This is a genomic window from Acinetobacter sp. YWS30-1, assembly GCF_033558715.1.
Classification (GTDB): Bacteria; Pseudomonadota; Gammaproteobacteria; order Pseudomonadales; family Moraxellaceae; genus Acinetobacter.
The window spans coordinates 2,944,121-2,970,379 of the sequence record NZ_CP114606.1 but is presented as its reverse complement, the minus strand read 5'-3'; the positions used below and the strand labels follow the sequence as shown (position 1 = coordinate 2,970,379).

23 protein-coding genes are annotated in these 26,259 nt (G+C 39.3%); 14 read left to right on the top strand and 9 right to left on the bottom strand.

Annotated elements, in window-relative coordinates; translation table 11 throughout:
* Positions 1-3: 3 nt before the first annotated feature.
* The 13 genes from O4M77_RS14125 to O4M77_RS14065 all read left to right on the top strand — a co-directional run bounded on the left by O4M77_RS14125 (position 4) and on the right by O4M77_RS14065 (position 14,370).
* Positions 4-1,065, top strand: a complete 1,062-nt coding sequence (locus O4M77_RS14125) for a glycosyltransferase (protein ID WP_323713612.1) — start codon at positions 4-6, stop codon at positions 1,063-1,065.
* Between the two features lie 28 nt (positions 1,066-1,093).
* Positions 1,094-2,134, top strand: coding sequence for an EpsG family protein (locus O4M77_RS14120; RefSeq protein WP_323713611.1), 1,041 nt, complete (start codon positions 1,094-1,096; stop codon positions 2,132-2,134).
* Complete coding sequence (locus O4M77_RS14115) at positions 2,134-3,003, top strand: glycosyltransferase family 2 protein (protein ID WP_323713610.1); 870 nt, start codon at positions 2,134-2,136, stop codon at positions 3,001-3,003. The genes O4M77_RS14120 and O4M77_RS14115 overlap by 1 nt, the downstream gene beginning before the upstream one ends.
* Positions 3,004-4,146 carry a glycosyltransferase family 4 protein gene (locus O4M77_RS14110; RefSeq protein WP_323713609.1) on the top strand — a complete coding sequence of 381 codons (1,143 nt, stop codon included), beginning with the start codon at positions 3,004-3,006 and terminating at the stop codon, positions 4,144-4,146.
* A gap of 3 nt (positions 4,147-4,149) precedes the next feature.
* Positions 4,150-4,761, top strand: a complete 612-nt coding sequence (locus O4M77_RS14105) for a sugar transferase (RefSeq protein WP_323713608.1) — start codon at positions 4,150-4,152, stop codon at positions 4,759-4,761.
* A complete protein-coding gene (locus O4M77_RS14100; protein WP_323713607.1) occupies positions 4,754-5,410 on the top strand; it encodes a NeuD/PglB/VioB family sugar acetyltransferase in 657 nt (218 codons plus the stop codon). Before O4M77_RS14105 ends, O4M77_RS14100 begins: the two co-directional genes overlap by 8 nt.
* 30 nt (positions 5,411-5,440) lie before the next feature.
* The gene (locus O4M77_RS14095) at positions 5,441-6,610 is read left to right on the top strand and encodes a DegT/DnrJ/EryC1/StrS aminotransferase family protein (protein ID WP_323713606.1); all 1,170 of its coding nucleotides are present in this window, start codon (positions 5,441-5,443) and stop codon (positions 6,608-6,610) included.
* Positions 6,611-6,745: 135 nt separating this feature from the next.
* Positions 6,746-8,620, top strand: a complete 1,875-nt coding sequence (locus tag O4M77_RS14090; protein WP_323713605.1) for a nucleoside-diphosphate sugar epimerase/dehydratase — start codon at positions 6,746-6,748, stop codon at positions 8,618-8,620.
* Positions 8,621-8,646: 26 nt separating this feature from the next.
* The gene (galU, locus tag O4M77_RS14085; protein WP_180025392.1) at positions 8,647-9,522 is read left to right on the top strand and encodes a UTP--glucose-1-phosphate uridylyltransferase GalU; all 876 of its coding nucleotides are present in this window, start codon (positions 8,647-8,649) and stop codon (positions 9,520-9,522) included.
* A 15-nt stretch (positions 9,523-9,537) separates the two neighbouring features.
* Complete coding sequence (locus O4M77_RS14080; protein WP_323713604.1) at positions 9,538-10,794, top strand: nucleotide sugar dehydrogenase; 1,257 nt, start codon at positions 9,538-9,540, stop codon at positions 10,792-10,794.
* Positions 10,794-12,449 (top strand): glucose-6-phosphate isomerase, encoded by a 1,656-nt coding sequence (pgi, locus tag O4M77_RS14075; protein WP_323713603.1) that lies wholly within the window; start codon positions 10,794-10,796, stop codon positions 12,447-12,449. Before O4M77_RS14080 ends, pgi begins: the two co-directional genes overlap by 1 nt.
* A gap of 22 nt (positions 12,450-12,471) precedes the next feature.
* On the top strand, positions 12,472-13,488 hold the full coding sequence (galE, locus tag O4M77_RS14070) for a UDP-glucose 4-epimerase GalE (protein WP_180011562.1): 1,017 nt from the start codon (positions 12,472-12,474) through the stop codon (positions 13,486-13,488).
* 6 nt (positions 13,489-13,494) lie between these two features.
* Entirely contained in the window at positions 13,495-14,370 is an 876-nt protein-coding gene (locus O4M77_RS14065; protein WP_323713602.1) for a beta-1,6-N-acetylglucosaminyltransferase, read from the top strand.
* Between the two features lie 73 nt (positions 14,371-14,443).
* On the opposite strand, the gene O4M77_RS14060 is transcribed toward O4M77_RS14065, so the two are convergent.
* Positions 14,444-15,814: a phosphomannomutase CpsG gene (locus O4M77_RS14060; RefSeq protein ID WP_323713601.1), complete on the bottom strand. Its 1,371-nt coding sequence runs from the start codon at positions 15,812-15,814 to the stop codon at positions 14,444-14,446.
* A gap of 143 nt (positions 15,815-15,957) precedes the next feature.
* On the opposite strand from O4M77_RS14060, the gene O4M77_RS14055 reads away from it, so the two are divergent.
* Positions 15,958-17,022: an acyltransferase gene (locus O4M77_RS14055; protein WP_323713600.1), complete on the top strand. Its 1,065-nt coding sequence runs from the start codon at positions 15,958-15,960 to the stop codon at positions 17,020-17,022.
* 329 nt (positions 17,023-17,351) lie between these two features.
* Here O4M77_RS14055 and glmS read toward each other — a convergent pair whose 3' ends face one another.
* The 8 genes from glmS to O4M77_RS14015 form a co-directional block, all read right to left on the bottom strand.
* Positions 17,352-19,190 carry a glutamine--fructose-6-phosphate transaminase (isomerizing) gene (gene glmS / locus O4M77_RS14050; protein ID WP_323713599.1) on the bottom strand — a complete coding sequence of 613 codons (1,839 nt, stop codon included), beginning with the start codon at positions 19,188-19,190 and terminating at the stop codon, positions 17,352-17,354.
* A gap of 12 nt (positions 19,191-19,202) precedes the next feature.
* A complete protein-coding gene (gene glmU, locus O4M77_RS14045) occupies positions 19,203-20,567 on the bottom strand; it encodes a bifunctional UDP-N-acetylglucosamine diphosphorylase/glucosamine-1-phosphate N-acetyltransferase GlmU (RefSeq protein ID WP_323713598.1) in 1,365 nt (454 codons plus the stop codon).
* Between the two features lie 20 nt (positions 20,568-20,587).
* Positions 20,588-21,064, bottom strand: coding sequence for a phosphatidylglycerophosphatase A (locus O4M77_RS14040; protein ID WP_159123860.1), 477 nt, complete (start codon positions 21,062-21,064; stop codon positions 20,588-20,590).
* Positions 21,065-21,086: 22 nt separating this feature from the next.
* Entirely contained in the window at positions 21,087-22,004 is a 918-nt protein-coding gene (gene thiL, locus O4M77_RS14035) for a thiamine-phosphate kinase (protein WP_159123830.1), read from the bottom strand.
* A 17-nt stretch (positions 22,005-22,021) separates the two neighbouring features.
* The gene (gene nusB, locus O4M77_RS14030) at positions 22,022-22,471 is read right to left on the bottom strand and encodes a transcription antitermination factor NusB (protein ID WP_005233270.1); all 450 of its coding nucleotides are present in this window, start codon (positions 22,469-22,471) and stop codon (positions 22,022-22,024) included.
* A gap of 4 nt (positions 22,472-22,475) precedes the next feature.
* Positions 22,476-22,946 (bottom strand): 6,7-dimethyl-8-ribityllumazine synthase, encoded by a 471-nt coding sequence (ribE, locus tag O4M77_RS14025; protein ID WP_004280926.1) that lies wholly within the window; start codon positions 22,944-22,946, stop codon positions 22,476-22,478.
* Between the two features lie 11 nt (positions 22,947-22,957).
* Positions 22,958-24,079: a bifunctional 3,4-dihydroxy-2-butanone-4-phosphate synthase/GTP cyclohydrolase II gene (gene ribBA, locus O4M77_RS14020; RefSeq protein ID WP_323713597.1), complete on the bottom strand. Its 1,122-nt coding sequence runs from the start codon at positions 24,077-24,079 to the stop codon at positions 22,958-22,960.
* A 412-nt stretch (positions 24,080-24,491) separates the two neighbouring features.
* Positions 24,492-26,003: an aldehyde dehydrogenase family protein gene (locus O4M77_RS14015; protein WP_166135102.1), complete on the bottom strand. Its 1,512-nt coding sequence runs from the start codon at positions 26,001-26,003 to the stop codon at positions 24,492-24,494.
* Positions 26,004-26,259 lie beyond the last annotated feature (256 nt).

Genomic DNA, 26,259 nt, shown 5'->3' with positions numbered 1-26,259 from the left:
TTTATGAAAATTTTAATGATTATACCTTCACTTAGTGCAGGAGGGGCAGAGCGTGTCTTATCAAGTCTTGCTAATGATTGGATAGCTAGAAATATGTGTGAAATAGAGATGGTGGTTTTTACTAATGTAGAAGATTTCTACGAAATTAATGAAAATATTAAAATACATCGATTTAATTATACAAGTTTTTCTAAATTCAAATACTTTGAACTATTAAAGCTAATTTATAGGCTTAGGAGAAAAATACTAGAGATAAATCCTGATATTTGTTTCAGTTTTTTAAGAGAAAGTAATATTTTAACTCTAATTTCTTCAATGGGGTTAAAAAACAAAATAGTTATTTCTGAGAGAGATAGTCCCTTAACTATACTGCCTTTTCATTATAATATATTAAGGAAAAAACTGTATCCTTTGGCGACTGGAATTATTGCTCAGACTACGGAATACAAAGAGTTTATTGATAATGAAATAAATATTAGTAAATCAATTGTAATACCTAATCCTGTAAGATCTATCGAAGTTTCAGAAGTAAAAAGAGAAAAAATAATAATAAATGTAGGTAGATTAATTCCAGAAAAAGGACATGAATATTTATTAGAATCTTTTGCACTTTGTAAGAAAAAGAAAGATTGGCATTTAGTTTTAGTCGGAGATGGTTATTTACGTGAGAAACTTGAAAAAAAAGTAAGACAATTAAACTTATTGCAGCAAGTGACATTTGTTGGAAAATCTAAAGAAGTTGATAATTGGTTATGTCGCTCTTCAATATTTGCTTTTAGCTCAATTTCTGAAGGATTTCCTAATGCCTTAGCTGAAGCAATGTCCGCCTCTCTACCATGTGTAAGTTTTAATTGTATAACTGGTCCCAGTGATTTAATTTTTGATGGAGTTAATGGTTTTCTTGTAGAGGTAAAAAATATTCAAAAATTTTCCGAACGTTTAGATTTATTGATGGAAAATGATGAATTAAGGATAAATTTAGGAAAGAGGGCTAAGTTGTTTTCAGAAAACCTTGATTTCAAGTGTATATCTAATCAATATTTTGACTACATTTCCAAAGTTTAATTTTTAATTAAATTTATAAGAGATTTTAATGTTACCTTATTTTTTAATATTAATTTTCGTAATTTTTATTATTGTGTTTGAGAAGTATGCCGTAAATAGAAAGGCATTTCTATTTCCGTTTTTATCTCTTGTACTTTTTGCTAGTATTAGGTCTGATGAAGTAGGGGCTGACACAAAAAATTATACTTTAAATTTTAACAATAATTTCCTTATTGATAATTATAGTTTTAATGATGGGATTGAGTTGGGTTATAAATTTCTTGAATACTTTATATTGTACTTTACTAACAATTATTTTTGGCTATTTTTTATTTCCTCTTGTATCGTTATATTTTGTTATTTATATATTTTTAAGAAGTTTAGTGTAAATTATTTTATATCAGTTTTTACTTTTATTTCTTTTGGTTACTATACATTTTTTTTTAATGGGTTGAGGCAGGGTATAGCTATGGCATTGTCTGCTTTATCTTTACCATATTTAATTAATAATAATTTTTTTAAATACTTTTTGGTAATATTTATTGCTAGTTTTTTTCATAAGTCAGCATTGATTTTAATATTATTTTACTTCTTAGTAAATATGAGATTTAAGTTTGAGTATAAGTTAATTTTAATATTATTTACTTCTTTAATATTGAGCCCATTAGTTATAAGTATTTTATCTTCTCATTACGAGAGATATTCTTCTTATTCTTCTGCATCTGAAAATTCAGGTGGTTACTTAACTTTAATATTTTATTTATTAATAGGCTTAATTGGGTATTTTTCTTTATTTTTAAGCGAGAAAGATAATGTTACATTCAATAAAATATTTCAGTTGTACTTTCTAGGTGTCATATTTATTATACCTATTGCGATGATAGGTACTTCTGCCTCAGGCCCTCAAAGATTACTATTTTATTTTTCTTGGTTATCTTGCTTTATAATCCCATATTTCTTTGATAAAATACGTGGTAATTTTGCATATTTTACTTTTTTTGCATTGTGCTTTATTTATTTTTATTTAATCACTACCCGATTTTCTTTATTGGTTCCATATAGTATTAATAGTGTTTTTAGGATATTTTGATGAAAGTGAGTATTGGTATTCCATTTTATAATGCTGAAAAGTATTTAGAATATGCAATTAAATCTGTTTTATATCAAAGTCATCAAGAGTGGGAGTTGATTTTGATCGATGATGGATCTACTGATAACTCTTTAGAAATTGCGAAATCTTTTAATGACTCACGTATTAGAGTGATATCTGATGGTCAAAATAAAAAGTTATCTGCGCGTTTAAATCAAATTGTTAAAGAAGCTAAATATGAATATATAGTTAGAATGGATGCGGATGATTTAATGGATTCTACTAGGATTGAGAAGCAAATTAAATTTTTAAATGATAATCCTGATATAGATTTAGTTTCTGCTAGTGTGTGCTCAATATCAAATGATAATAAGATATATGGAGCTAGAATTTATGAGCATAATGATTTAAATGCTTTTGATATTTTAGCTGGTAATATAGGTATAGTTCATCCATCTCTCATGGTCAGAAAGAGTTGGTATGAGCGTAATCATTATCAAGATAATATAGTTGCTGAAGATTATGAGTTGTGGTGTAGAAGCTATTTTAATGATGATTTAAAGTGTTATAGAATGAGTGAGCCATTATATTACTATAGAGAGGATAGTAGTATTACATATGCGAAACTTAAAAGAGCATACAAAGATCAGTTAAGAATTGTAAGTAATTATAAGTCTAAATTGAATTCTTTTAGTTTTTATCATTTGTTTATTAAATTATATTTAAAGCTATTGATTATTTTTGTATTAAATACTTTTAATCAATTAGATTTTTTATTTAAATTTCGCATCAGTAGGGAATTAAGTAAGAGAGAATTGGATATAATAAATACTAATATTAATTTATTGTATTCTAAGGAGTTTAGTTAAATGAGAATAGTTCATTTAATTAAGACAACCAAAGGAGCATCTTGGGCACTTAAAGAAGTCGACCAACTAATTCAATTAGGTTGTGAAATACATGTTTTTCTGCCTAACAATCAAGGTTTAGCTCAAAGTTATAGGGATAAAGGTGCTAAAGTCCATATTCTAAATGTCGATTTTTCCTCTTTAATTAAAAAGCCTAATTTATTTCTTTCCAATATAAGTTTATTTCGTTCATTATTGAAAGAAATTAAACCAGATATAGTTCATTCACATTTTGTCGGTACCACCGTATTTATGCGTGTTGCAATGAAGGGTCTAAGAATTAAGAAAATATTTCAAGTGCCAGGCCCTTTACATTTAGAAAAAAAATTAACTCGTGCTCTTGACCTTAAGTTAGCTAATAAATATGACTATTGGATCCCTACCTGTAATCTTTCTCAACAGATTTACTTAGCTTCAGGCATTAAGCATGATCGTTTAATGACTACTTTTTATGGTACTGATATATCTACATATAAGAAAAAAGATAAAGGTATATTAAGAGATGAGTTTAATATTTCTAAAAACATCAAAATAGTAGGTATGGTTGCGTATGCTTATGCACCAAAAAAATGGTTAGGACAAACGCGTGGTTTAAAAGGACACGAAGATCTTATAGATGCTATGGAAATAGTTATAGCATCAAATCCGAATGTTAAATGTGTAATAGTTGGTGGTCCTTGGGTGGGTGCAGATCAATATTTCCAATCTATTGTTAAATATGGCAAGAATAAACTAGGTGATCAAATTTTATTTTTAGGTACACGTAAAGATGTACCAGATTTATATCCTGATATAGATGTCGTAGTACATCCTTCACATTCTGAGAATTTAGGGGGGGCGGCAGAATCTCTCCTTATGGCTGTGCCAACTATTGCAACTGATATTGGTGGATTTCCTGATATAGTTAAACCAGGTATTACGGGTTGGTTAGTTCCAAAAGAAAATCCTAAGGCTTTGGCCGAAGCAATTTTAGAAGCATTATCAAATCCTCAACATGCTTCTAATATGGCTCAAGAAGGAGCAAAACAACTCAAACAAATTTTGGATGTTAAAAAAACATCTAAAGATGTTTTTGACTTCTATAAAAAAATTCTTGTGGACTGATTTATGTTGAAACGGCTATTCGATATTATCATCGCCTCCATTGCCCTGATCCTGCTTTCACCACTTTATGCCTTCGTGGCCTATAAAGTACGAAAAAATCTAGGCTCTCCGGTCTTGTTTCGGCAGGTGCGTCCCGGTTTATATGGCAAGCCCTTTGAAATGATCAAGTTCCGCACCATGAAAGATGCTGTAGACGAGCATGGTAATCCATTGCCGGACAGTGAGCGTTTAACGCCTTTTGGTCAAATGCTGCGTTCTACCAGTCTGGATGAAATGCCGGAATTATGGAACGTGATTAAAGGTGATATGAGTATTGTCGGCCCACGCCCGCTGTTGATAGAATACCTGCCGCTTTACAGCCCTGAACAGGCCAAACGCCATGATGTAAGACCGGGCATGACCGGTCACGCGCAGGTCAATGGCCGCAATGCCATTGGCTGGGAAGAAAAATTTAAACTGGATACTTGGTATGTTGAAAATCAGTCGATTTGGCTCGACTTTAAAATCATGTTTAAAACGGTACATAAAGTTTTAGCAAAAGATGATATCAGTGCCGAGGGGGAAGCGACCATGACTAAATTTACTGGTACAAAAACGGATAAGATTCATGACTGAAATCTATGCCGTCTATGGCGCTTCCGGTTGTGGCCGAAGCTTGATGCCTGTGGCTCGCCAGCAATTACAGCGTCAGAATATAAATGCCGAAATCTATTTTATTGATGACAGTCTGATCGAAGAAATGACGGTTAATGGGCATAGAGCATTAAATTATGCATCATTTAAAAATCTAAAGGCTGATAGAAAGGCAGTTCTCATTGCAATTGCTAATAGTCAGATCCGTGAAAAAATAGCCGAAAAACTTGAACAAGATGCAATTGAGCTATGGACGGTTCAGGCAGATAATGTCGTGCGCATGGATGCAATAGAAATTGCCCCCGGTGCTGCTTTAAGCCCGTTTGTGACTCTGACTTCCAATATCAAGATTGGTAAATGTTTTCATGCCAATTTATATAGTTATGTTGAGCATGATTGCATCATTGGCGATTACGTCACCTTTGCTCCCGGGGTGAAATGCAATGGCAATATCCATATCGAAGATCATGCCTATATTGGTACAGGTGCTGTTATTAAGCAAGGCACACCAGACAAACCTTTAGTGATTGGTAAGGGCGCAGTAGTGGGAATGGGCGCAGTAGTGACTAAAAATGTGCCACCAGGCGTGACAGTAGTTGGCAATCCGGCACGTATTTTAGAGAAAAAATAAGTTTTTAAATTTAAAAATTCAGGAAAGATCATGTTAAACACTGCATTTGAACCATGGCCAAGTTTTACTCAGGAAGAAGCTGATGCTGTCTCCCAGGTTTTATTGTCCAATAAAGTTAATTACTGGACTGGACAGGAATGCCGTGAGTTTGAAAAAGAATTTGCTCAATTTGCTGGCACACAATATGCAGTAGCATTGACGAATGGTACCGTGGCTTTGGATGTAGCTTTGAAAGCCTTGGGAGTCAGGGCGGGTGATGATGTGATTGTAACTTCACGTACTTTCCTTGCATCTGCTAGCTCCATTGTGACAGCTGGGGCAAATCCGATTTTTGCTGATGTGGAAATTGACTCGCAAAATATCTCACGTTGTACGATTGAAGCAGTTTTAACACCTAATACCAAAGCGATTATTTGTGTGCATCTCGCTGGCTGGATGTGTGATATGGATCCAATCATGCAATTGGCAGAAGAAAAAGGCCTGTATGTGATTGAAGATTGTGCCCAAGCCCATGGTGCTAAGTACAAAGGGAAATCTGCAGGTTCAATCGGTCATATTGGTGCCTGGTCATTCTGTCAGGATAAAATCATGACCACGGGTGGTGAAGGAGGAATGGTCACTACCAATGATGAAAACTTATGGAAAAAAATGTGGTCTTATAAAGATCATGGTAAAAACTTTGACAGTATATATAACAAACAGCATCCACCGGGATTCCGCTGGTTACATGACTCTTTTGGGACCAACTGGCGCATGATGGAAATGCAGGCTGTGATTGGACGGATTCAATTGAAAAAGATGTCCGAATGGACAGCACAGCGTAATGCAAATATGGAAAAAATTTATGCTGCATTTGCAGATAGCCCATATTTTACAGTTCATCGTCCATCAGATGATTATGTACATGCTGCCTATAAATGCTATGTACAAGTCAATACTGATGCTTTACCAGAAGGCTGGTCACGTGACCGAATCATGAATGAAATTAATGCCGAAGGTGTACCATGCTTTAGTGGGTCTTGTTCAGAAGTCTACCTGGAGCATGCTTTTGATGACACGCCATGGCGTCCAAAAGAGCGTTTAAAGAATGCTCAAAAACTGGGTGAAACCAGTCTAATGTTCCTCGTGCATCCAACGTTAACAGAAAATAATATTCAAACAACTAAAGATGTTATTCAGCAGGTGATTAGTCGCATATAATTCTCTAGGATTCAATCATGTAAAGTGTATCTTTATAGGTACACTTTAAACATTTATCCAAGTTTTTACCTCAATTCTCTCTAATATTTAATATGAGGTAAAAATTTATAAATAATTATTGAGAAGACACAGCAAGTGAAATCTATCATTCTACCTTTAGTTGAATCTCCACGTGCGGCTAAACAGACATTTCTCGTTATTTTAGACTTCTGCATATTTCCCGTCCTGATCTGGCTTTGCTATGCCATTCGTCAATTCGATCTGGGTGCAGAAGTCGTTCCCAATATTCCTTTTGGTACAGTTTGGGTCAGTGCCATTGCTGTATTGGCTTTATTTGTTTGTGGTGTTTATCGTTTTATTGTTCGTACTTTTAATGAATTTTTTATTGTCAAATTAGGGCTGGCCACTGTTCTGGCAGTCATTGGTTTGTATTTGCTTGCGTATGCAACACATGCGTTCATTCCTACTTCTATTCCTTTAATGTTTGGCTTCATGATGTTTGCCTGGGTCTGGTTTAGTCGGGGAATAATCCGCTTTATTGTTCGTTCATATCTATATGCGGGAGTATCGAAAAAACGGATTGCGATTTACGGTGCTGGTTATGCGGGACAGCAGGTTGCAGCAACTTTAAATCGTTCTAATGAACATTTACCAGTCATGTTTATTGATGATAATCCTTCATTGAGCGGTCAGAATATTGGGGGAATTCAAGTTTATGCGCCAGAAACTGCATTAAAATCTTTTACCAAACTACGTATTGATGAAATTCTGATTGCTCTTCCTTCAGTAGGACGTATCCGCAAAAGCGAGATTGTAAAATTTTTAGAACCTGCTCATTTAAAAATTACTGAAATTCCAGGTCTGACTAAACTGGTCAATGGTGAAATTCGAGTTTCTGATATTCAGGAAGTCGATATTATTGACCTTTTAGGACGTGATCCAGTTCCTCCAGTAGCAGAACTACTAGAAAAAAATATCAAAGATAAAGTCGTGATGGTTACAGGGGCAGGAGGCTCCATTGGCTCAGAGCTATGTCGTCAAATTATTAAAAATCAACCGGTAAAACTTATTATCTATGAGCTGACAGAGTTTGCTCTATATAGTATCGATAAAGAATTACGTCTTAGTGCCAGCTGTGAAATTATTCCAATTCTAGGTTCGGTAGTGGATGAAAGTAAACTGGAACGGGTCATTGAGCAATACGGTGTTCAAACCGTCTATCATGCTGCTGCTTATAAGCATGTTCCTTTAGTAGAATGCAATCCGTTGGCAGGCTTGAAAAATAATGCGGTAGGGACTGCCTTTAGTGTCAATGCTGCAGTGAAAAAAGGGGTCGAGACCTTTGTACTGATTTCGACTGACAAAGCGGTACGTCCGACCAATGTCATGGGTGCGACCAAACGTATGGCAGAGCTTTATTGTCAGGCCATGGCGGAAGCACAAAATCAAACCCAGATAAGTATTGTACGTTTCGGGAATGTCTTAGGTTCATCCGGTTCAGTTGTTCCATTATTTAAACAGCAGATAGCTAAAGGTGGGCCTATCACCGTCACTGATCCTGAAGTGACACGTTTCTTTATGACGATTCCTGAAGCTTCGCAGTTAGTAATCCAAGCAGGAGCTTTAGGCACAGGTGGAGATGTATTCCTGCTCGATATGGGTGAACCGGTAAGAATCCAGGACCTTGCTCGTCAGATGATTTCATTAAGTGGGTTAAAGGTGAAAGACAGTCAAAATCCCGATGGTGATATTGAAATTCAATACACAGGGTTGCGTCCAGGCGAAAAACTGTATGAAGAGCTGTTAATTGACCAGGAAAATACAGAGATTACTTCACATAAGCGAATTTTAAGATCAGTAGAAAAGCATTATCCTTTAGCTGAAATTCTGGAAGTATTTAATCGTATGCATGTGCTGACAGCGACTCAGAGTGATGTGGACTGGGCGTTAATGCAGCTTGAACATTATGTCGATGGTTATCAGCGTGGTCAGGAAATTAAAGTAAATTAAATTTGGAAATAATTAGGTTGAATAACATGATTAAAAAAGCAATTCTCCCTGTTGCAGGACTTGGTACACGTTTTTTACCAGCCAGCAAATCCATTCCCAAAGAAATGGTGACGGTGGTTGATCGTCCGGCCATTGAATATGTGGTAAAAGAGGCGATTGCGGCTGGAATTGAGCAAATCATTTTGGTGACGCATTCTTCCAAAGCATCGATTGAAAATTACTTTGATCGTAACTTTGAACTTGAAACTACACTTGAGCAAAAAAATAAAACCGATTTGCTTAAAGAAGTTACTGAAATTTTACCCCCACATGTTAGTGTGATTAGCGTACGTCAGCCACAGCCTTTAGGCCTTGGTCATGCGGTACTTTGTGCTAAGGCTGTCATTGGTGATGATGACTTTGCTGTCCTGTTACCAGATGTTCTGGTTAAGGATCAAGATACTCAAAATGACCTGTCTCGTATGATTCAACGTTATGAACAGTCTCGTGCATCACAAATCATGGTTGAGGCAGTTCCTGATCATCTGGTTGATCAATATGGGATTGTGGATGTGCCTGCTTCGCCTGCGGAAGGTGAAAGTACGGTGATGCAAGGGATTGTGGAAAAGCCGGCGATTGGTACCGCACCGTCGAATTTATCTGTGGTAGGTCGTTATATCCTTCCGGCAAAGATTATGCATTTACTGGAGCAGACACCAAAAGGGGCAGGTAATGAAATCCAGCTAACTGATGCGATTGCACTATTGCAGCAAACAGAAGTTGTCGAAGCTTATCGGATGAAGGGTCAAACCTTTGATTGTGGTAGCAAGCTTGGTTATCTTAAGGCTGTATTACATTATGGCGTAGATCATCCTAAACTCGGTGCAGAGTTTAAAGCATTGATTCAGGAACTCGCCTTATAATAAAAAAGGGATATTATGAAAGTCGCAGTATTAGGAAAAACCTTATTCTCAGGGGTTATTTCAGCTCTATTGGCTGAATGTGGCCATCAGGTCGTATGGTGTAATAGCTTCAATACAGGTGAGCCTGCTCGAACTTACTTTCAGGATGAATCCTTACAACTATTATTACAAAAACAGGAAGAATCCGGTTTTTTAAACTGTTGTGATTTTCAGCATCTGAATTTTAATCAGGATGTCTTTTTCTTTAGTTTTAATGCGACAGAAGAGCAGCTGGCATTTAAGATGTTAAATACCATTCATCATGCCTGCTTTGCACACCCTAAACTGATGATTAATGCATCCACCTTTGGTTTGCATGGTACAGCGCGATTCCAGCAACTTTTACCGAATGATGACTGGGTCTATCTTCCAGATATTATTCAGGAAGGAAATGCTATTCGCAGTTTCGTTCAAGCCACTCAACTGATTGTGGGTTGCGATCAACCTGATGTACAGCTCAAAGTTAGAGAGTTGTTACGTCCCTTGTTCCCTCGTGCCCAGCAATATCTGTTTATGCCTATTCTGGATGCAGAATTTACCAAGCTGAGTATTTCCGGCATGTTGGCTACCCGGATCAGTTATATGAATGATCTGGCAAGTGTCGCTGAAAAACTGGGAATTGATATTGAGCAAGTCCGTCAGGGTATGGCGGCAGATAATCGTATTGGTTCAGCTTATTTATTTCCAGGTGTGGGCTTTGGTGGAGAAAACTTTTCTCATGATATCCGGACGCTGACTCACGCCGTAGCGGATTCAGGGGTGAAAAACCAGTTACTGGAACAGGTTTGGGATATTAATGAGCAACAGAAAGAGTTGTTATTCCGTAAGCTATGGAATTATTTCCGTGGAGACCTGCAAGGGAAAACAGTCGCCATCTGGGGAGCTGCATTTAAAGAAAATACCCCAAGTATCCAGCAATCTCCAGTACATGCTATGTTGGCAGCATTGTGGGCACAAGGTGCGACAGTAAAACTACATGACCCACAGGCTTTGACCAATATTGAACGGATTTATGGTCAACGCGCTGATTTAATTTTATGTGAAGACCAGTATCAGGCGGTAGAAGATGCAGATGCGTTGTGTTTAATCACGGCCTGGAAACAGTATGGTAGCCCGGATTATGCTTATCTCAGCAAATTGATGCAGCATCCTTTGATTCTGGATGGACGTAATCTCTATGACCCTGCTTATATCAAGTCACGCGGTTTTAACTATATTGGGGTGGGACGTTGATGTTAGACCAGCTTAAATCAGACCAGAATAGCAATAATGCTTATAAAAAGCTAAATTCTGTAAAAGAACAATTGAAATCGATCCATTTACGCCAACTCTTTGCAGCAGATCCTGAACGGTTTAATCAGTACTCGGTTGAATTTGAAAAGTTGGTTTTTGATTACAGCAAACATAGAGTCAATCGTGATGCTGTGCAGCATCTGATTGAATGGGCAGAGACACAAAATCTAAGATCCTGGATCGGTTCTTTATTTTCCACTCAGACGATTAACTATACTGAACAACGTGCAGCCATGCACTGGGCCTTACGTTTGCCGAAAGAGGACCAGCAGCATGAAGATCTGGCAGCTGAAGTTCATGCTCAGCTAGACCGTATGTATGCTTTGGTCGAGCAGATTCATGCCGGACAACGCCGTGGGGCTACGGGTGAAGTCATTCAGGATGTAGTGAATATCGGGGTAGGGGGATCTGACTTAGGACCATTAATGGTTAGTCATGCGCTTTCGGATTTTAAATATCAATCTGCCAAACCCTTGAATGTGCATTTTGTATCGACGATGGATGGTAGCCAGCTATCTGAATTGCTGCATCAGTTACGTCCGGAAACAACGCTTTTCATTATTTCTTCCAAGTCATTTGGAACGATTGATACCTTATCCAATGCTCAAACAGTGCGTTTATGGCTGGAAAAATCTTTAGGCCAGCATCCTTCTATTGTGAAGCATCATTTTATTGGGGTATCCACTAAACCTGAAAAAATGACAGCCTGGGGAATTGCACCCGAAAATCAGCTGTTGTTATGGGAGTGGGTCGGTGGGCGTTATTCTCTCTGGTCGTGTATTGGTTTGCCGATTGCACTCAGTATTGGAGTGGACGGTTTTAAACAACTGCTTGCTGGTGCTTATGCCGTAGATCAGCATTTCCAGTACAAGCCTCTGGAACAGAATATTCCAGTATTAATGGGCTTACTGGGTGCCTGGAATACGAATTTTCTGGATATTCAGACCCATGCCATCTTGCCTTATGATGGACGTCTGAAATATTTTGCATCTTATTTGCAGCAGCTGGAAATGGAGTCTAATGGTAAATCCATCCAGCGCAATGGTGAAAAAGTTCAGCTCGACACTTGTCCAATTATTTGGGGCGAAGTTGGACCAAACGCCCAACATGCCTTCTACCAGCTGTTACATCAAGGTACTCAAGCAGTCAGCTGCGATTTTATCGCCCCAGTGAAGCGTTATAACAGTCAACAATATACCTACGTCGATAATGCTGATGCTTTGATCGAACAGCATCATTTGGCTTTATCTAACTGTCTGGCACAATCACGTTTACTGGCATTTGGTAATGATGCCTTGGATCAGACTGAATTGCAGGGCTTGCCAGCCTATAAACAATATGAGGGTAATCAGCCGAGCAGCACTATTTTATTACAGGAATTAAATCCTTATAGTCTGGGAATGCTGATTGCCTTGTATGAGCATAAAGTTTTTGTGCAGTCGGTGCTTTGGAATATTAATCCATTTGACCAATGGGGCGTAGAAAAAGGTAAGGAAATTGCCAATCAGTTATTGCCTATACTGAATGGTGAGCAAACTGATATTAGCGGTTTAGATGGTTCAACCCAGGGTTTGATTAAAATCCTGACAGCTTGATTAAAATTATAACAGGAAAGACATGGCTAAAATTTTAGTGACGGGTGGAGCAGGGTATATTGGTTCACATACCTGCTTGGAACTATTAAATACGGGGCATGACGTCGTAGTATTGGATAATTTATCTAATAGCTCGGTTGAGTCTTTAAATCGTGTCCAGCGGTTGGCTCAAAAAAGCCTGAAATTTGTAGAAGGTGATATTCGGAACAGTCAGATCCTAGACCGAATATTCCAGGAAAATACCATTGATGCGGTGATTCATTTTGCTGGCTTAAAAGCAGTTGGTGAGAGCCAGCAAATCCCTCTTAAATATTTTGAAAATAATATTTCCGGTTCAATTAGCCTGGTACAGGCCATGGAGCGTGCTGGAGTCTTCTGTCTGGTCTTCAGTTCTTCAGCCACTGTCTATGGGGAGCTCAACCCTTCACCTTATCAGGAAGATATGCCTCTAGGCATGCCAACCAATAACTATGGCTACACCAAAATGGTGGTTGAACAGTTATTGGAGAAGACCGCTCAAGCCAATTCACAGTGGTCGATTGCCTTATTGCGCTATTTTAATCCGGTAGGTGCACATAAAAGTGGCCAGATTGGAGAAGATCCACAAGGTATCCCGAATAACCTGATGCCATTTGTTACACAGGTGGCGGTAGGGCGACGTGAAAAGTTATCGATTTTTGGTCATGATTATCCGACTGAAGATGGAACATGTGAGCGGGATTTCATTCATGTTGTCGATCTGGCCAAAGCGCATGTGTTGGCAATTCAAAACCGTTTGCAACAAACGGGTTGTCGTGCCTGGAATATCGGTACAGGAAAGCCTATTTCAGTACTGGCAATCAAGAATACCTTTGAGCAAGTAAATGGAATAAATATTGCATTTGAATATGCACCAAGGCGAGCTGGTGATTTGGCCAGCTTCTATGCAGATAGCCGCCGTGCAACAGAGGAACTTGGATGGACGGCAGCTTATACTCTCGAGGATATGCTAGCTGATAGTTGGAACTGGCAAAAGCAGAATCCCCATGGATATGGATAATAAAATATGAATTTTATTTATGGGATTATGTGTCATCAATTGACTAATCCACTTGTTTATCTTGTAAATGAGCTGATTAAAAGTTCTCATAGTAAAATTTTAATTCATGTAGATAAAAAATCAGATCTTGATCATATAAAAAAATCGTTACCAAGCAGCTCACAAATAGAATTTTTGGTAGAAAGAGTGGATGTGTATTGGGGTGGCTATACTCAAATTGAGGCCACTCTAAAACTTTTAAATTATGCCAATCAATTTGAATATAATTATTTTTCTTTATTGTCCGGTGATGATATTCCCTTAACATCTATTGAAAGTATAGAAAAATATCTTTTAAGCAGTGATCAGGAATATATCGGTTATGAACTTCAAGCAGATCCAAGAAATCGGATTAAATATTTATATCCAGATTTCTTTTTTATTAAAGAAAAGTCAGTTTTAGAAAAAATCAAATGTAAGCTAATTATTTTTTTACATAAACTTGGTTTATATACTCAAAATATAGAAGGGTTACCAAAACTATATAAAGGATCTTTATGGTTTATATTAAGCTATCAGGCGGTTCAATATATTTTGGATTTTATAAAAAATAATAAAGGCTATGATTTAGCCTTTAGAAAATCACTGTGTGCCGATGAAGTATATTTCCACACCATTATTCAGAATTCATATTTACAGGAAAGAATTTACCATCCAGAAGATGAGGAACAAGTATCTGAAGGGGGATTAAGATATATCGACTGGATGTCAGGACCAGATTATCCCAAAATTCTAGATGAGTCTGATTTTGATAAGATGAAGCAATCAGGCATGTTATTTGCCAGAAAAGTGAAGGCAAATATCGATATAGATCTGCTCAAACAATATTTTCAATATTCATAATAAAAAGCCCCCTTCAAAATGGACAGTTCGTCTAATCTGAAGGGACTTTTTAAGATTTTTCTAATACGTAGAATTATCCCTGAATTAACTGGCTGAGCTCATCTACATAAGCCTGCATTGGACGAGGGTTCTGGTCACGACGGCTTTCAATATTTAAGCGTAACAAAGGTTCAGTATTGGAAGCACGAACGTTAAAGCGCCACGCCCCAAAGTTCAGGCTAACGCCATCTGTCTGATCGATTTCTGGTTGCTGGTCGGCATAATGATCAAAGATTTTTTGGATCGTCGCCTGAGTATCTGCGACTTTAAAGTTGATTTCACCCGAACAAGGAAATTTGGCAATCATCTCTTCAACTAGGGAAGATAGTGATTTTCCGGTTTCAGATAAAACCGCGATGGCAAGCAGCCATGGAATCATGCCACTATCACAATAAGCAAAATCACGGAAATAGTGATGAGCACTCATTTCACCACCATAGGCTGCGTTGTGCTCACGCATGACATCCTTGATAAAAGCATGTCCTGATTTAGATTGAATTGCTGTTCCTTGATATTGTTCGACAACATCAAAAGTATTCCAGACCAGACGTGGATCATGCACGATTTTTTCGCCAGCCTGTTTTAGCAAGAAGGCCTGTGCCAGTAGACCGACAATATAATAGCCTTCAATAAACTGCCCTTTTTCATCAAACAGGAAGCAACGGTCAAAATCGCCGTCCCAAGCAATACCCATGTCAGCTGAATGTTGAATCACCGCATCACGTGTACTGACACGATTTTCAATCAGAATCGGGTTAGGAATACCATTCGGGAAATTACCATCCGCCTCATGATGAATCTTAATAAATTCGACTGGAATATTGAGTTCTTTAAATTTAATCTCAATTGCATCAATCACGTGACCCGCTGCACCATTACCTGCATTCACCACCAGCTTCATTGGTCGGATTTTTGCTGGATCAATATAACTCATCAGGTGCTCGACAAATTCAGGCAGGATATTATATTTTTCTGTCGTACCCTTACTTGTAACTTCAGCGAATTCATTATTTTCAGCCAGTGCTTGAATGTCTTTAAGGCCGGTATCTGCGCTAATCGGACGGGAATTTTCACGGACCAGTTTCATTCCGTTATAATCCATCGGGTTATGACTGGCAGTAATTTCAATGCCACCCTGAACATCCAGATGAAATGCACCAAAGTAAACTTCTTCAGTGCCGGTCATGCCCAAATCGAGGACATCGACACCTGCATCATTTAAACCACGAATGGTCGCCTGTTTTAAGTCTTCACTGCTAAGGCGTACATCACAGCCAACTACAACGGTTTTTGGTTGATAAATCTGTCCATAGGCACGACCAATGCGGTAGGCGATATCTTCATTTAATTCGGTACCTAACTTGCCGCGAATATCATAAGCTTTGAAACAAGAAAGTTTTTTCATAATTTATTATTTAAGAGTACAATTGAAAAATATATTCTAACCCAAATAAAGATTTTTACCATTCAGCTGGTTACATAATATTAAAATAATGTTTCATTTGAAAAATAAAATATTGTATTAGAAAAATTATAAGGACGAAAAATATGTCTAATAATAAATTATATTCAATTAATATATTGAGATTTATTGCTGCAAGTTTTGTCTTGCTCAGTCATATAGAAAATAAAGTTCATCAGTATAATATCCTGTCCTTAGAATGGTATCGATTTAGAGGGCCAGGTGTTGATATTTTCTTCGTAATGTCCGGGTTTATTATCTGTTTAACGACAGCTAAAAAGAATATAACCCCTATAAAATTTTTAAAAGGCCGTATGCAAAGAATATTGCCTCTGTATTGGTTCTTTACCACTGTGGCTCTTTGTATTTTTTTATATAACCCTGAACTCGTTAATATGAGTGGTGGATATACCAATATTATAGCTTCTTATTTATTAATTCCAGGGGAGCATAAGTTCCTTGTTCAAAATGGCTGGACCCTAAGCTATGATGTTTATTTCTATATCATTTTTGCTTTATCTCTCTATTTTTTTAGAAATAAGATAAATTATATTGCATTAATAGCAGTATTGACTTTTTTACCTGCTGTAGGAATATTGGTATTAAATTTAGATAAAGTATTCTTTTTTAATGTGATTCTTTTAGAGTATGCCTTGGGTATTTGTGCATATCTCATTTATATAGAATGCAATTTAAACTTTATGCTGAATATTATTCTGATTCTATTGGGAACTGCATTTATTTTCTTTCAGAATATATTTAATGTGTTTGAAACTGGATTTGGTCGTGCTTTGGACAGAGGAGTGCCAGCCTTTTTATGTGTGGTTGGTCTGATTGGTTTGGAAAGCTTTTTTAAAAACCATTATCATAAATTTGTAAATATTTTAGATAGATTAGGGAACACGTCTTATTCTATTTATCTGAGTCACCCATTCATACTGGTTATAGGAACAAAGTTATATATAAGCTATTACTTTTTTCAAAATCTTAATTTTGCTTTATTTTTATATGTGATCTGTATTTTTATTGGATACTATGTAAATAAATTTATTGAAGTCCCTTTAAATAGGACAGTTAAGAATTCATTTAAATCAAATTCTATATGGATATTAAAGATTAAAATATTTATTCAGAATTTAAGAAATATATAGTTAACCTGTTATATGAGAGTAGTCAATATCCTCATATATATGAGAGTAATAAAGTTTCATCCTTTGTTGTGCATAAGTATTTGTTTTTATTTGTTCCAAAATTATATTGTATTTATTAAAGTATCATACTATAGGCAGGGCTAGTCTAAATTTAATTCTATCAAAATAAAAAAAGTTTCATACCAAAATACTGAAAATACTGAAAATACTGAATATATTTTCTTTATTTTGAAAATTCGTATGAAACTTTATTACTAAGTATGATTATTTATTACCTAGTATTTAACTTTATTACTCAAAAACATCATATAACAGGCTAATTTTATGAGTTATTCAACTGTTACTGATTTTGCCAGATTACGTGGCTGGTCAACATCAGTACCACGCAGGACTGCCACATGGTAAGACAGTAGCTGTACTGGAATACAATAAACAATTGGCGCTAAAACAGCGTTTACTTCAGGAATATGTACGACATGCTGGCGCTCTTTGGCTTTAATGCCACTATTTTCATCAGCGAAGACAAATAATTCACCACCACGTGCCTGAACTTCTTCCATATTGGATTTCAGTTTATCCAGCATGTCATCTTGCGGTGCCAGAATTACTACTGGCATATCATTATCTACTAAAGCCAATGGACCGTGCTTCAGCTCACCCGCCGCATAACCTTCTGCATGAATATAAGAAATTTCTTTCAACTTTAGTGCACCTTCCAGTGCGATCGGGAAGTGTGTACCACGGCCTAGGAACAAACAATGCTGTTTCTCTACAAAGAGTTCAGAGAGACGCAGAATTTCATCATCATGACTTAAAGTATCTAGCAGTACCTTAGGCATATGCCATAGTCCAGTGGTGATCTCAGTCATCTGTTCAGCTGAAATGGCATTTTTCACTGTACCGATTTTCAGTACCAGTAACATCAAAGCTGCGAGCTGGGTGGTAAAGGCTTTGGTCGAAGCCACACCAATTTCAGGACCCGCTAAAGTCAGCAGGCTGTAATCTGTTTCACGTACCATTGAAGAAGTTGCAACATTACAAATCGTCATCGTCGTAATATTTACATCTTTTGATGTAGCACGTTTTTGGGTATCACGCAGAGCAGCTAAGGTATCGGCTGTTTCACCTGACTGAGAAATACACACATAGAGTGTATTATTGACAATCACTGGCGTACGGTAGCGGAATTCACTGGCAATCTCGACCTGACAAGGCAGATCAATCAGCTGTTCAAACCAGTATTTGGCAATCATGCCGGCATGGTAACTGGTACCACAGGCAATAATCTGGATTTGCTGGATTGTTGAAAAATCCTGTTCAGCATTTACCAGAAAATCTTCACGTAGTGTACTGCCATTCAAGGCTTGTGAAATGGTCTGTTTTAGGGCTTCAGGTTGCTCATAGATTTCTTTGAGCATGTAGTGCTTATATTCACCCTTAGAAGCATTGCTCACGGTGGCATCCAGTTCTTTGACTGGACGATCTACCAATTGACCATCCACAAATACTTCAATGGTAGTACGGGTCAGACGGGCAATATCACCTTCTTCCAGATAGATGAAACGATTCGTGATCGGTAATAAAGCCAACTGATCAGAACTGATAAAGTTCTCGCCAATACCGACACCGATGACCAGTGGTGAACCTTCACGTACGGTAATCAGTTCATCTGGATGATCTGTATGTACGATCCCGAGCGCATAAGCACCTTTCAGCTGTGGTACGACCTGACGTACTGCTTCAAGCAGGCTAGGGGTAGATTTCAGTGCATCGTTGACCAGATGGGCAACCACTTCAGTATCAGTTTGTGAAGTGAATACATAGCCTAAAGCTTCAAGATCATCTTTCAGCTCCTGGTAGTTTTCAATAATCCCGTTATGAACCACAGCAACATTACCCGAAATATGGGGATGAGCATTGTTTTCAGTCGGTTTACCATGAGTTGCCCAGCGTGTATGCGCGATGCCTAATGAACCATTAATCTGTGATTCATTCACAGCTTGCTCAAGATTCGCGACTTTACCCACACGGCGCTCACGTAGCACCTGGCTATTATTGATTAAGGCCAGACCCGCAGAGTCATAGCCACGGTATTCAAGACGTTTTAGGCCTTCAATTAAGATATTGCTGATATTACGTTCCGCGATGCCACCGACGATACCACACATACTAACTTCCTCTTATTTCTTGATTTTTTGCGGACGCTGATAGTTTTCTTTGGCAAATTGCTTGGAACGTTCTACCGCTAAACTGTTCTCTGCCACATCACGGGTAATCGTTGAACCCGCTCCCACTGTCGCGCCATTACCGATCTGGACCGGTGCAACCAGAGAGCTGTTAGAACCAATAAAAGCATGATCCCCAATGATGGTCTTAAATTTGTTGGCACCGTCATAGTTGCAGGTAATCGTCCCTGCACCAATATTGGAACCGCTACCGACTTCAGCATCACCTAAGTAAGTGAAGTGATTCGCTTTGGAACCTAGACCAATACTAGAATTTTTCACTTCAACAAAGTTACCAATATGGACTTCAGCTGCCAGTTTTGCCCCTGGACGCAAGCGTGCAAATGGACCAATCTGTGCTTCTTCACCCACAATTGCATGATCAAAGATGCTATATGGCTGTACTTTAGTACCTGCCGCAATTTTAGTATTTTTAAGGATACAGCCTGCACCAATTTCAACATTATCACCGAGTTCGCAATTACCTTCGATAATGACATTGATATCGATACGCACATCTTTACCAACAGTGAGTTGGCCTCGTAAGTCAAAACGGCTTGGGTCAATCAGATGTACACCTTGCTGCATCAACTGTTTAGCTTGATAAGCCTGGAACTGACGCTCCAATGCAGCCAGTTGCACACGGTCATTGACGCCTTCCACTTCAAAAGCCAGCTCAGGTTCTACAGATGCAACACTCATACCATCTGCCAGTGCCATTGCCACGATATCGGTCAGGTAATATTCACCTTGGGCATTGTCATTGCTTAAACGTGGTAGCCATTCATGTAATTTGGCATTGCTGACCGCATAAATACCGGTATTAATTTCTTTAATTTGGCGCTGTTCTTCAGAAGCATCTTTATGTTCAACAATGGCTTGAATCTGACCATCTTTACGCACAATACGACCATAACCACTGGCATCTGAAAGGGTCAAGGTCACCAGGCCAATGCCTTGCTCTTGAGTAGCATCGAGCAGATTCTGAAGCGTCTGTTGGCTAATACAAGGGACATCACCAGACAGGATTAGTGAAATACCATCTTTAGGCAAAACAGGTAGTGTCATTTGTACGGCATGACCGGTACCAAGCTGTTCAGCCTGTTCTACCCACTGGATATCCTGGTCTGCAAATGCGGACTGAACCTGCTCACCGCCATGACCATAAATGGTAATAATATTGTCTGCATTGAGTTTTTTTGCTGTGTCGACCACATGGCCGAGTAAAGGTCGTCCTGCAAGCGGTTGTAATACTTTCGGTAAGTTGGAACGCATACGGGTTCCTTTACCTGCAGCAAGAATAATCACAGTCGTAGACATGTTCTAATCCTAGATATGGCCTAAGCCATCGTGAAGTAAAAATAAATCCAAATACAAAGTGCTGCCCAGAGGCCAGCGATAATGTCATCCAGCATAATGCCAAAACCACCCCTAACCTGACGGTCAATGACTCGAATCGGCCAAGGTTTCCAGACATCAAATAATCGGAACAGGGCAAAGCCAATGAGTAGCCATAACCAGTTCATCTGAGCTAAATAGATCAGTGGCAAAAAAGTGATGGATTGTCCTGCAAACTCATCCCAGACAATACGTCCATCATCATGCACACCCATGACTTTGGCAGTTTGGCCACAGATATATATGCCAACCAGGGACATAATGACAATGGCAAAAAGACTATTTACAAAACCTAAGTAGAGCCAGATGGGTACAAATAAAAGTGCAAAAGCTGAACCAAAAGTTCCGGGCGCTTTAGGCGCCAGACCAGAACCAAATCCTACCCCACTAAAGACAATGAGCCGGTTGGTCCATGACATGCTTTTAAAATTGATCGCAGATTTATGCAAAATGTTGATATCCGTTAAATTGAAGTGAATGATCTACGCCATCTTTTTCAAAAGTTAAACCGTGTTGCTGCTGAATGGAGCCAATTATACTAATCGAAACATCCAGCTGTTTTTGCAATAATTTTTCATAATTTTGCGGGTTTATTGTAAAGCATAACTCGTAGTCATCACCACCCGCGAGGGCGTATTGCCAACGCTGTTCATCATTTAATGCCTGCAGGGCAGGACTGATGGGTAAGTTTTCAAGCGCTAGCTTTGCACCTATACCTGATGCCTTAAGAATATGTCCTAAATCTTGTGCCAGACCGTCTGAAACATCAATCATGCTATTAGCTAGGCCTTTTAAGGCAGTACCCAACTGACAGCGTGGGGTTGGATAATCCAAACGTTTCTGTAATGGATGACCGAGATGATTTAAAGCAAAAGCAGCATCGCCCACTGTACCGGATACACAAATCAGATCACCAGGCTTGGCACCTGAACGTGGCACAGCTTGTCCTGTATCTACCCAACCAAGGGCAGTCACAGATAAGGTCAAATGAGGACTTTGTGTGGTATCACCACCAATTAAGCTCACACCAAATTGATCGCAACAATCATAGAGACCCTGACTAAAGGCTTTTAACCAGTCATGATCAATTTGGGGTAGGCTCAAGGCGAGTAAAATACTATGCGGGGTCGCGCCCATGGCTGCAATATCAGAAAGATTAACAGCGACAGATTTCCAGCCAATCGCATGAGGATCGGTGTCTAAAGGAAAATGACGTCCAGCAACGAGGGTGTCGGCACAGATGACCAGTTGTTGCTGTAGAGGAGGGGTGAGCAAGGCTGAGTCATCGCCAATGCCTAAATCGACAGAATTTTTATTCTGACGATTAAAATAGGTATCGATAATCGAAAACTCAGCCATACAACAATTCGACTAGATTAGTTGGCTTGCTGTTTTTCTGCTGCACGTAAAGTTGTCGCTAAACGGTCCAATACACCATTGATGTATTTATGGCTGTCTGCACCGCCAAAGTGTTTAGCTAACTCAATTGCTTCATCCAGAACCACGCGGTATGGAATCTCAAGATGTTCTTTGAGTTCATAGGCGCCTAGGCGAAGTGTAGCGAGTTCTACACCATCAAGTGCAGAAAGTTCACGATCCAGCACAGGGATAAGCAAAGCATCCAATGCTTCATGATTGGCAACCACTTGAGTCAACAATTCATGATAATAGCTGAGATCCACTTTGTGCATGGCATTGTCCACACGAGTACGTGCTTCAATCTCATGCACCGGATTGTGGCTCATCTGCCATTCATAAATTCCTTGTACAGCAAAGCGACGTGCTTTACGTTTTGCTGCATAAGTTGCTTGAAGTGTTTGCGACATAGCGTTAAATAGCCTTTAACAAGTTAACCATTTCAATAGCAGTCAAGGCAGCTTCACTACCTTTATTACCTGCTTTTGTACCCGAGCGTTCAATCGCCTGTTCGATACTATCCGTAGTCAATACACCATTAATCACTGGTAAGCCAGTGTCCAAGCCAACTACGCCCAGACCTTTGGCACATTCACCAGCTACAAAATCGAAGTGAGGCGTGCTGCCACGAATCACAGCGCCCAGCGCGATGATGGCATCGAAACGATCTGAAGCTGCCAGTTTTTTCGCAACTACAGGAAGTTCCCAAGCACCAGGTGCATGAACAACAGTGATATTATCCTCTGATACGCCATGGCGTTTCAATGTATCAATGGCACCTTCTAACAGATGTTCAACAACAAAGCTATTAAAACGACCAACTAAAATCGCATAACGGTCTTCGTTCGCGAGATGCAACATACCTTCAATACGGCGAACTGCCATAGGAACCTCGATTATTTCTCTGATGTTTGTTGTGCGGTGATGTATTCCACCACTTCTAAGTTAAAGCCGGACAGGGCATTGAAACGTAATGGAGAGCTAAGCAGCTTCATTTTTTCCACGCCGAGGTCACGTAAAATTTGTGCGCCGACACCAATGGTCTGATACTGCTGGGAAAGTGCAGCATTCGATTTTACATTTTTGGGTGTTGTCAGTGCATCCAGGGCAGGGCCTAAGTCCTGTAAATGGCGCTGGCCAATCCAGACCAGAACACCACGATCACTGTTTGAAATTTCTTTTAGTGCACGGTCCAGGTTCCAAGCTGGTTCGCCATCCTGCTTGTTCAGTTTGAGCAAGTCGCGGGTCGGGTTAAAACCATGTACACGCACTGTGGTCACGCCCTCTTTAGGCTCACCTTTGACCAAGGCCAGATGGATATCCGGATTACCCAGTTCACGATAGCGGTACAGGTCAAAGCTGCCGTATTCAGTATCTATAGTTTGCTGATCAATACGCTCAACCGTTTGTTCATTGGTCATACGGTAATGGATCAGATCAGCAATAGTCCCCATTTTCAGGCCATGCTTTTCCGCAAAGATTTCTAGATCTGGACGACGCGCCATAGTGCCGTCTTCTTTGATGATTTCACAGATCACAGAAGCTGGCTCAAGACCCGCAAGACGAGACAGGTCACAACCGGCTTCGGTATGACCAGCACGGTGCAATACGCCACCTGGCTGTGCCATCAATGGAAAGATATGGCCAGGCTGTACAATGTCACTTGGTTTGGCATGTGCAGCTACCGCAGTTTGAATGGTGTGCGCACGCTCAGCTGCAGAAATACCGGTAGTAATTCCGTTGGCTGCTTCAATTGAAAGGGTGAAGTTGGTTCCGTGCTGAGCGCCATTGGCATCCACCATCAAGGGTAGATTTAACTGCTGGCAACGTTCTTTGCTTAAAGTCAGGCAAACCAGACCACGCGCATGGGTGATCATAAAGTTGATGTCTTCAGGACGCACGTGGGTTGCAGCAATCACCAGATCGCCTTCATTCTCACGGTCTTCGTCATCCATCAGGATAACCATTTTTCCTGCACGGATATCTGCTACAAGCTCTTCAACTGTATTGAGCGGCATCAACCTTCACCTTCTTTTTTGATCTATACCAGACCGAATCATGACATTATTACTGCATAGTCTAACGCTTTTTAAGCAATTTTGCCTATGCTTATTGCTTTCCCTCAGGGGTTCATTGTTATACACAGTCTTGCGTAGCATGAAAAGTCGACTTTAAATGAAAGCACAGGCTTTATGCTGGATTTTTAAACGATCAGAAAGCATAAAAAATGACAAACTTATTTAAAATCAACATGACTATAAATAATCTCTTATTTTTTATGCAGTTTTATTGATTAGTTTAATACAGCCCCTAAAAATACGTATACCTCATCACGACTCTCTTTATGAATTTTTTACCAATCAGTTTAAAATTATGTTTGAAATAATGAATGAATCAGGCGGACCGAAGTCCACCCGAATTTAGATCAGTTTAGAAGAAGCCTGCTGGTTTGGTTGAATAACTCACTAACAGGTTTTTGGTTTGCTGATAATGATCCAGCATCATGCGATGGTTTTCGCGGCCAATCCCAGATTTTTTATATCCCCCAAAGGCTGCATGAGCCGGGTAGATGTGATAGCAGTTGGTCCAGACCCGACCAGCCTGAATCGCGCGACCAGCGCGGTAAGAGGTATGTGCTGAACGTGACCAGACACCGGCACCGAGTCCATAAATCGTATCATTGGCAATTTTGATGGCTTCATCGAAGTCTTTAAAAGTCGTCACTGCCAATACCGGTCCAAAAATTTCTTCCTGAAAGGTGCGCATGTCATTGGAACCTTTAAAAATCGTTGGCTCGATATAAAAACCTTGTCCCACTTCCTGACGTTCATTGCCGCCTAACAAGATTTCTGCACCTTCTTCACGGCCAGTTGCAATACAGCCGAGAATCTTGTCTTGCTGCTCCTGAGAAGCCTGAGCACCGATCATGGTCTCGGTATCCAGGGGATGACCAGTCTTGATCTTTTTCACTCGCTCTACTGCAAGTTCCAGGAATTGGTCGGCAATACTTTCCTGAATCAGGGCGCGTGATGGACAGGTACAGATTTCACCCTGATTCAGGGCAAACATGGTAAAGCCTTCTAGAGCTTTTTCCAGAAAATCATCTTTCTGATCCATGATGTCGGCAAAGAACAAGTTTGGTGATTTACCTCCAAGTTCTAAAGTCACAGGAATAATATTTTCAGTCGCATATTGCATGATCAGCTGACCCACAGCGGTAGAACCGGTAAAGGCAATCTTGGCAATGCGTGGATTAGTCGCCAGTGGACGGCCGACTTCAACGCCGTAGCCATTCACGATGTTTAATACGCCTTCAGGCAACAGGTCCTGAATCAGTTCAACCAGCACTAAAATACTCACCGGTGTCTGTTCAGCAGGTTTCAGCACAATACAGTTTCCGGCTGCGAGAGCTGGGGCCAGTTTCCATGCCGCCATCAGAATCGGGAAGTTCCACGGGATAATCTGCCCAACCACACCTAAAGGTTCATGAAAATGGTAGGCAATCGTGTCTTCATCAATTTCCGAGATGCCGCCTTCCTGGGCGCGAATACAGCCGGCAAAATAGCGGAAATGGTCAATGGCTAATGGAATATCGGCTGCCAGGGTTTCTCGGATCGGCTTGCCATTATCCCAAGTCTCTGCAACTGCTAGTAACTCAAGATTTTCTTCAAGACGATCGGCAATTTTTAATAAAATATTGGAACGGGTAGTAGGGGAGCTGTTATTCCATTGCTGTTTGGCGGCATGAGCCGCATCCAGCGCCAGTTCAATATCTTCCACTGATGAGCGCGGAACTTTGGTAAAGGCTTTACCATCTACGGGCGAGACATTATCAAAATATTCACCTTTGACGGGTGGAACCCATTTGCCGCCAATAAAGTTTTCGTATTGGGATTTAAATTGCACTTTTGAACCGTCAGTATTGGGATCTGCATAACGCATAATTCTATTCCTTGATATGATTATTATTGATAAATGCCGAACCACTTCTGCTCTGCAAAAGCCCTCAGATTCAACATCTCAGCTCTACTATAGAGAGGGAAAAAAATCGCAGGATAAATACTTACAAGCTTGCTACAAAAGGCAACATTTGGATAAAAATGGAATTTATTATTTTTATAAATTTCAATATTTTATTTTTATAATGACATGATTTTAATATGTAAAAAGCATTACTGATCAGCTTGATATTTTTATT

Coding starts and splice junctions, on each gene's coding strand:
- O4M77_RS14105 (WP_323713608.1), top strand. CDS start 4,150: ATGTTGAAACGGCTATTCGATATTATCATCGCCTCCATTGCCCTGATC.
- galU (WP_180025392.1), top strand. CDS start 8,647: ATGATTAAAAAAGCAATTCTCCCTGTTGCAGGACTTGGTACACGTTTT.
- glmU (WP_323713598.1), bottom strand. CDS start 20,567: ATGTCTACGACTGTGATTATTCTTGCTGCAGGTAAAGGAACCCGTATG.
- O4M77_RS14100 (WP_323713607.1), top strand. CDS start 4,754: ATGACTGAAATCTATGCCGTCTATGGCGCTTCCGGTTGTGGCCGAAGC.
- O4M77_RS14065 (WP_323713602.1), top strand. CDS start 13,495: ATGAATTTTATTTATGGGATTATGTGTCATCAATTGACTAATCCACTT.
- O4M77_RS14120 (WP_323713611.1), top strand. CDS start 1,094: ATGTTACCTTATTTTTTAATATTAATTTTCGTAATTTTTATTATTGTG.
- O4M77_RS14015 (WP_166135102.1), bottom strand. CDS start 26,003: ATGCGTTATGCAGATCCCAATACTGACGGTTCAAAAGTGCAATTTAAA.
- O4M77_RS14060 (WP_323713601.1), bottom strand. CDS start 15,814: ATGAAAAAACTTTCTTGTTTCAAAGCTTATGATATTCGCGGCAAGTTA.
- glmS (WP_323713599.1), bottom strand. CDS start 19,190: ATGTGTGGTATCGTCGGTGGCATCGCGGAACGTAATATCAGCAATATC.
- O4M77_RS14125 (WP_323713612.1), top strand. CDS start 4: ATGAAAATTTTAATGATTATACCTTCACTTAGTGCAGGAGGGGCAGAG.
- O4M77_RS14040 (WP_159123860.1), bottom strand. CDS start 21,064: ATGTCATGGACCAACCGGCTCATTGTCTTTAGTGGGGTAGGATTTGGT.
- ribBA (WP_323713597.1), bottom strand. CDS start 24,079: ATGCCGCTCAATACAGTTGAAGAGCTTGTAGCAGATATCCGTGCAGGA.
- O4M77_RS14110 (WP_323713609.1), top strand. CDS start 3,004: ATGAGAATAGTTCATTTAATTAAGACAACCAAAGGAGCATCTTGGGCA.
- galE (WP_180011562.1), top strand. CDS start 12,472: ATGGCTAAAATTTTAGTGACGGGTGGAGCAGGGTATATTGGTTCACAT.
- O4M77_RS14080 (WP_323713604.1), top strand. CDS start 9,538: ATGAAAGTCGCAGTATTAGGAAAAACCTTATTCTCAGGGGTTATTTCA.
- nusB (WP_005233270.1), bottom strand. CDS start 22,471: ATGTCGCAAACACTTCAAGCAACTTATGCAGCAAAACGTAAAGCACGT.
- O4M77_RS14095 (WP_323713606.1), top strand. CDS start 5,441: ATGTTAAACACTGCATTTGAACCATGGCCAAGTTTTACTCAGGAAGAA.
- O4M77_RS14115 (WP_323713610.1), top strand. CDS start 2,134: ATGAAAGTGAGTATTGGTATTCCATTTTATAATGCTGAAAAGTATTTA.
- pgi (WP_323713603.1), top strand. CDS start 10,794: ATGTTAGACCAGCTTAAATCAGACCAGAATAGCAATAATGCTTATAAA.
- ribE (WP_004280926.1), bottom strand. CDS start 22,946: ATGGCAGTTCGCCGTATTGAAGGTATGTTGCATCTCGCGAACGAAGAC.
- O4M77_RS14055 (WP_323713600.1), top strand. CDS start 15,958: ATGTCTAATAATAAATTATATTCAATTAATATATTGAGATTTATTGCT.
- thiL (WP_159123830.1), bottom strand. CDS start 22,004: ATGGCTGAGTTTTCGATTATCGATACCTATTTTAATCGTCAGAATAAA.